The sequence below is a fragment of the Paracoccus acridae genome (assembly GCF_014642735.1).
GTDB classification, from domain to species: Bacteria; Pseudomonadota; Alphaproteobacteria; order Rhodobacterales; family Rhodobacteraceae; genus Paracoccus; species Paracoccus acridae.
The window spans coordinates 43,798-50,260 of record NZ_BMIV01000016.1 but is presented as its reverse complement, the minus strand read 5'-3'; the positions used below and the strand labels follow the sequence as shown (position 1 = coordinate 50,260).

Here is a 6,463-nt window from a genome sequence, read left to right as displayed (position 1 = left end):
ACCATCTTCGACGGCACCGGCGTGGGCCTTCAGGACCTCGCCGTCGCATCCGCCGTCGTGGAACTCGCCAAACAACAAGGAAAGGCCGCAAAGGTCGATCTCTGAAGGAAAGACCTTTACAGTCGTTTCGGCAACAACACGGATGATACCATGACCGACCTGACCTTGTCCCTCGCCCAGGATCTTGCGGAACGCTGCCTCCAAAGGGCGCAGGAGCTTGACCTGAACCCCCTGACCGTCGCGGTCCTTGATGCCGCAGGAAATCTGAAGGTGCTGCTGCGCCAGGACGGCACCAGTTTCCTGCGGCCCGAGATCGCGCAGGGCAAGGCGCGGGGCGCCATCGGCATGGGCCTCGGCTCTCGGGCGCTTTACAAGAGGGCGCAGGAACAGCCCTATTTCATCCAGGCCATGAATTCCCTTGCGGGGGGCAGCCTTGTCCCGGTTCCGGGCGGTGTCCTGATCCGCAAGGACGGCGTCATCATCGGCGCGATCGGGATCACGGGCGACAGTTCGGACAATGACGAAGCCTGTGCTGTCCATGCGATCGAAGCGGTCGGCCTGACCGCCGATCCGGGCTGAAACGATGGTTTCCCTCGGCATCCGGCCTGACTATACTTTCACCGGAACATGCATGTGAAGAGGTCCAGCATCGTGGCAGGCAATGAGCAACGGCAAGCCCGTCCCCCATTCGCTCGCGCCACGCTGCACAGCCAGATCGCCGAAGAACTTCGCACCATGATCGTGGACGGGAAGCTGGCGCCCGGCCAGAAGATCCCCGAAAAGGAGTTATGCGAGGCGTTCGACATATCCCGGACGCCCTTGCGCGAGGCCTTGAAGGTCCTGGCCACCGAGGGTCTGGTCGAGTTGCTGCCGCAGCGCGGGGCGCGGGTCAGCGTCATCACCGAGGCCGAGCGGCAGGAACTGTTTCCGATCATCGCCGCGCTCGAGGCCCTGGCGGCCGAACTGGCCTGCAGGAACATGACCGATGCCGAACTGGCCGAGTTGAAGGGCCTGCACAGGCAGATGGTTGCGGCCTATGACAGGCGGGACAACCTGGAATATGCCAGGCTGAACCGGAAGATACATCTGTCGATCTTCGAGGCAGCCCGGAACGGCGCGCTCCAGATGCTTTACAGCAATATGGAGTTGAGGATCAGGAATATCCGCCACACCGTGCGGCAAAGCGACGAGGACTGGGCGCGCGCCGTGCAGGATCACGAGAAGATCCTGTCCGCCCTTGAAGCACGGGACGAAGGTCTTTGTGCCAGGGTCCTGCGGGACCACGTCATGCGGACGGCGGATGCGGTGCGTGACGCGCTGTCGGTGGCGGGATTGGCGACATCCGGCGGGACGTGAAGGCCGCATCCGAATTTTGTTGATGTCATTCCATGTCGCCTCGATTGCATGCAATTTTTATGGCATGTTAGTGCTGACGTAATGCAACTGACGGATTGGCGATGCATATTGATAACGGCCTGAAGCGGTTTGCAGCCACGACGATGCATGACGAGATCGTCCAAAGGCTGCGGGACTGGGTCAACGAAACAAGCCTGCCTGCCGGGGCCAAGGTGCCGGAACGGGAGCTTTGCGAGGAATTCGGGATCTCGCGGACGCCGATGCGAGAGGCGCTGAAGGTGCTTGCGGCCGACGGCCTGATCGAGCTTCTTCCCAATCGAGGGGCGAGGATCAAGGTTCTGACGCGGGCAGAGGTTGCCGATCTTATGGACCTCATGGCCGGTCTCGAGGCTCTTGCCGGCCGCCTTGCCTGCGAACGGATCACCGACGAGGAATTCCAGCAGATCGAACAACTTCACCAGGAAATGTATGCCAATTTCCTGCGAGGAGACCGCCCCCGTTATTTCCAGTGCAACCAGGCGATCCATGAGGCGCTGTTTTCAGCCGCCGGAAATGCTGCGCTTGATGCCATGGCCCGGTCGCTTCAGATGCGCCTGCGTCGCGCGCGGTACACAGCCAGCAGCGATGCCCAGGGCGAACGCTGGCGCGAGGCAGTCCGAGAGCATGAGTTGATCCTGGACGCCCTGAGGAAAAGGGACGGTGCAGCGATTGCGACGGTCCTCTTTGCCCATCTGAGAAGCACCCGCGACGCGATCCTTCGCCAGATCGCGGAGTGACTGCTGACGCAAAAATGAATTCATTATTGAATTCATTTTGTGATGTGCTAGGGTTGCCTCAAGATCGTGTTGCGACGGACATGAACCTGTTCCCGACGAAAGCCCTGGCCTATGAACGCACCTGCCAATCGCACCATGCCACCGGCCGCGCAGGCCATGACGCGTCAGCGGGATCTGGAAACTGCGCTTGGTCGGGAAATGGAAGGAGAGGTTCGTTTCGACAGCTTCACCCGCGGCCGTTACGCGACCGATGCCTCGATCTATCAGGTCATGCCGAAAGGCGTGGTCTTTCCGAAGCACGAGGCCGATATCCAGGCCGCGTTGGCGATTGCGGCGGCGCATGACGTGCCGGTCATCGCAAGGGGCGGGGGGACGTCCCAGAACGGCCAGCCGATCGGGAACGGGCTGATCCTGGACATGTCCCGGCACTTCAACGGCGTCACGGATTACGATCCCGCGTCGCGCACGGTGCGGGTCCGGCCCGGCACCGTCCTGAACACCCTGAACGATTTTCTGCGCAAGGATGGCCTGTTCTTTCCGGTCGAGCCTTCGACGGCCTCGCGCTGCACCATCGGGGGAATGTGCGGGAACAACTCCTCCGGGGCGCGGTCGCTGCGCTTTGGCAAGACCGTGGACAATGTTCTGGCGATGGACGGGATGTTTCACGACGGCGAACGGTTCTCGCCGGGCATGGGGCCGTCGTTCGAGGGCATGTCCCCGCGCATGCGCGGGATCATGGAACGGCTGACCGCGCTTGCCCAGTTGCACAGGACCGACATCGAGACGATCTTCCCCAAGGTCCAGCGGCGGGTTGGCGGCTACAACCTGGACGAACTGCTGCCCGAACAGCCGAACTATTCGCATCTGCTGGTCGGATCCGAAGGCACGCTGGCCCTGACCACCGGCGTCACCCTGAAGCTTTCGACGCTGCCCAGGCACCGGGTGATGGGCGTCTGCCACTTCCCCGGCTTCCGCCAGGCGATGGAGACGACCCGGCACATCGTCGCCCTTGATCCGGTTGCGGTCGAACTGGTGGACAACAACGTTCTGGTCCTGGGGGCCGACATTCCCCTGTTCGTCAAGACGCTTGGCGACATCACCCGGGGCACGCCGAACTGCCTGCTTCTGGTGGAATTCGCGGGCGACGATCTGGACGCGCTCAAGCGCGATCTGAAGCGGCTTGACCAGTGCATGTCGGACCACGGCTTCCCGGATGCCGTGGTCGAGGTGATCGAGCCCGCGCGCCAGAAGCCCGTCTGGGAAGTGCGCGAGGCCTGCCTGAACATCATGATGTCGATGAAGGGCGACGGCAAGCCGGTGTCCTTCATCGAGGACTGTGCCGTGCCGCTGGAACATCTGGCCGACTATACCGATGCCGTGACCGATGTCTTCGCGAAGCACGGGACGGTGGGAACCTGGTATGCCCATGCCTCGGTCGGCTGCCTGCACGTCCGTCCGATCCTGAACATGAAAGAGGAAGACGGCGTCCGCAAGATGCGCGCCATCGCCGAGGAAACCGCCGACCTGGTGCGGAAATACAAGGGATCATTCTCTGGCGAACATGGCGACGGCATCTCGCGGTCCGAATTCGTCGAGCCGATGTTCGGCGCCAAGCTGACCCGCGCCTTCGAAACGGTGAAGGACGAGTTCGATCCCCAGAACCGGCTGAACCCCAACAAGATCGTCCGGCCGCTGAAGATGGACGACCGCAGCCTGATGCGGTTCATGCCCGGCTATGCCGCCACCGAACCGCACAAGACCGCGCTTGACTGGTCGGACTGGGGCGGTTTCGGTTCGGCGGTCGAGATGTGCAACAACAACGGCACCTGCCGCAAGCTGGCGGGCGGGACCATGTGCCCCTCCTATCGGGCGACGCTGGACGAACAGCATCTGACGCGGGGCAGGGCGAATTCGCTGCGGCTGGCCATATCGGGGCAGCTTGGACCCGACGCCTTCACGTCCCGCGACATGAAGGAGACCCTGGATCTTTGCGTGTCCTGCAAGGGCTGCAAGCGCGACTGCCCGACCGGCGTGGACATGGCGCGCATGAAGATCGAGTTCCTGCACCACTACCATGCCAAGCACGGCTTGCCGCTGCGGGAACGGCTGATCGCCCATCTTCCCCGATACGCCCGTTACGCCAGCTGGCTGGCGCCGCTTCTGAACCTGCGCGACCGTATCCCGCTGTTGGCCAGATTGTCGGAACGGATGATCGGTTTCTCGGCGCAGCGCAGCCTGCCGAAATGGCGCCGTCCCTGGAAGGAAACAAACCGCATTGCCCGGCCCGAGGATGTCCTTGGGGATGGTCGCGACCTTGTCCTGTTCGGCGACACGTTCAACCGTTATTTCGAACCCGAGAACCTGGATGCGGCGATGCGGGTGCTGATCGCTGCGGGCTATCGCCTTCACCGGGTCCAGCCGACATCGGGCGGCAGCCGCCCCATGTGCTGCGGCCGGACCTATCTTGCCTCGGGCCAGACGGATGCGGCGCGCCTTGAGGCTAAGCGGACGCTGGATGCCCTGCGGCCCTTTGTTGAACGCGGCGCCCGCGTGATCGGGTTGGAGCCGTCCTGCATCATGGGCTTCCGCGACGAGATGACGGCCTTGCTGCCTGCAAGCGACACGGGTTTCATCCAGGGCAAGGCCCTGTTGTTCGAGGAAATCCTGGCGGCCGACCTTCGCGCGGGACTGATCGACATTCCCTTGGCGGATCAGGGCGGCCGGGTGGCCCATCTTCACGGCCACTGCCACCAGAAGGCCTTCGCCGCAATGGGTTCCGTCGAGACGGTGCTGCGCAGCGTTCCCGGCCTTGACGTGAAGGTCATCGAAAGTTCGTGCTGCGGCATGTCGGGCGCCTTCGGCTATGCGACCGAGAACATCGAGGTGTCGAAGAAGATGGCGGAACTGTCGCTGCTGCCCGCGGTGCGGAAAGCCGGTGCGGAAGACCTGATCGTCGCGGACGGAACCAGCTGCCGTCACCAGATCCACGACGGCACGGGCCGGGATGCGATCCATGTCGCCCTTGTTCTTGACCAGGCTTTGCGGAAAGGATGATCCGCACGTTCTGGAAATAGTTTCCAGATGCAGCGGAGCGGGGCATGAGCGACAGAAGAACCCGGCTGGCCCTGAACGGGTTCGGGCGCATCGGACGAACCATCCTGCGCATCCTTGCGCAGGGTGGGTATGACGATCTGGATCTGGTCCTGATCAACGATATCGAGGCCTTGGCGGATTGCGCCTATCTGTTCGAATATGACAGCGTCTTCGGCCCGTGGCCTGGCCGGGTTGAAACGGCCGGGAATGCCCTTGTCGTGGATGGCCGATCCATACCGTTCCATTCGGTGCCCGATCTTCGCGACCTTGACCTGGCAGGGGTGGACATCGTCCTGGAATGCACGGGACTGGCCGGTTCACGGGCCATCGTCGAACGCGGCCTGCGGGCGGGTGCAGGATCGGTCCTGATCTCCGGCCCCTCGGATCAGGCCGACATCACGGTGGTCATCGGCGCCAACCAGGACCGGCTTGAAGGCCAGCGGATCGTGTCGAACGCGTCCTGCACGACCAATGCCCTGGCACCCCTGCTGCGGATCCTGCACGATGCCTTCGGCGTCGTATCGGGGCAGATGACCACCGTTCACTGCTATACCGGAAGCCAGCCCACGGTGGACAAGCTTCGTGGCGATCCGGCGCGGTCGCGTGCCGCGGCATTGTCCATGGTGCCCACCTCGACAAGCGCGGGCAGGCTGATCGACGTCGTGCTGCCGGAATTGGCCGGTCGCGTGATGGCCCGCGCGATCCGGGTGCCGACCGCCAGCGTGTCATGCATCGACCTCAGCTTCCAAAGCGCGCGCGCACTCGACGTTGCTTCCGTCAATTCGGTCCTGAAGGCCGCGTCGGAAAGTTCGCCGATCATGGGCTGGACAGACAAGCCCTTGGTATCCAGCGATCTTCGAGCCCGCCCTGAATCGATCGTGATATCGGGCCCCGAGACGTCGGTATCTGGCGATTTGGTGCGGGTTTTCGGGTGGTACGACAACGAATGGGGGTTTTCCTGCCGCATGTTGGACATGGCCCGCTTGATGATGAAGGGCAGGAAGGAACATGCGCCAGCGGCCTGTTCCGCTGTCTTCTGATTTCCGACCGATGCCACCGATGTCGGCGTGAACTGGCCTCGGCCGGAAAGCCCTTTCACTCTGCTTTGTTTCTGATGATCGCGGGATTGCTTTCGAAGGCCTCTGCGCATCTCATCCGTGCCCCGCATCATCCCCCACCGGCGCATCCGCATCGGTCAAAGCCTGGGCATGGGCAAGAAACCGGCAGATAAAGATGCC

The 6,463-nt window shown here is 63.0% G+C and carries 5 protein-coding genes and 1 pseudogene; all 6 read left to right on the top strand.

Translation table 11 applies throughout. From position 1 onward, the window contains the following. A pseudogene (locus IEX25_RS16520) lies at window positions 1-105 on the top strand (ornithine cyclodeaminase family protein); the annotation flags it as partial. A 45-nt stretch (window positions 106-150) separates the two neighbouring features. Further along, window positions 151-579 (top strand): GlcG/HbpS family heme-binding protein, encoded by a 429-nt coding sequence (locus IEX25_RS16515; protein ID WP_103173894.1) that lies wholly within the window; start codon window positions 151-153, stop codon window positions 577-579. A gap of 54 nt (window positions 580-633) precedes the next feature. Further along, on the top strand, window positions 634-1,356 hold the full coding sequence (locus tag IEX25_RS16510) for a GntR family transcriptional regulator (protein WP_229665352.1): 723 nt from the start codon (window positions 634-636) through the stop codon (window positions 1,354-1,356). Between the two features lie 101 nt (window positions 1,357-1,457). Next, window positions 1,458-2,132: a GntR family transcriptional regulator gene (locus IEX25_RS16505; protein ID WP_188716487.1), complete on the top strand. Its 675-nt coding sequence runs from the start codon at window positions 1,458-1,460 to the stop codon at window positions 2,130-2,132. A 156-nt stretch (window positions 2,133-2,288) separates the two neighbouring features. Beyond that, on the top strand, window positions 2,289-5,186 hold the full coding sequence (locus IEX25_RS16500; RefSeq protein ID WP_229665350.1) for an FAD-binding and (Fe-S)-binding domain-containing protein: 2,898 nt from the start codon (window positions 2,289-2,291) through the stop codon (window positions 5,184-5,186). Window positions 5,187-5,230: 44 nt separating this feature from the next. Further along, window positions 5,231-6,265 carry a type I glyceraldehyde-3-phosphate dehydrogenase gene (locus IEX25_RS16495; protein ID WP_188716485.1) on the top strand — a complete coding sequence of 345 codons (1,035 nt, stop codon included), beginning with the start codon at window positions 5,231-5,233 and terminating at the stop codon, window positions 6,263-6,265. The last annotated feature ends 198 nt before the right edge of the window (window positions 6,266-6,463 follow it).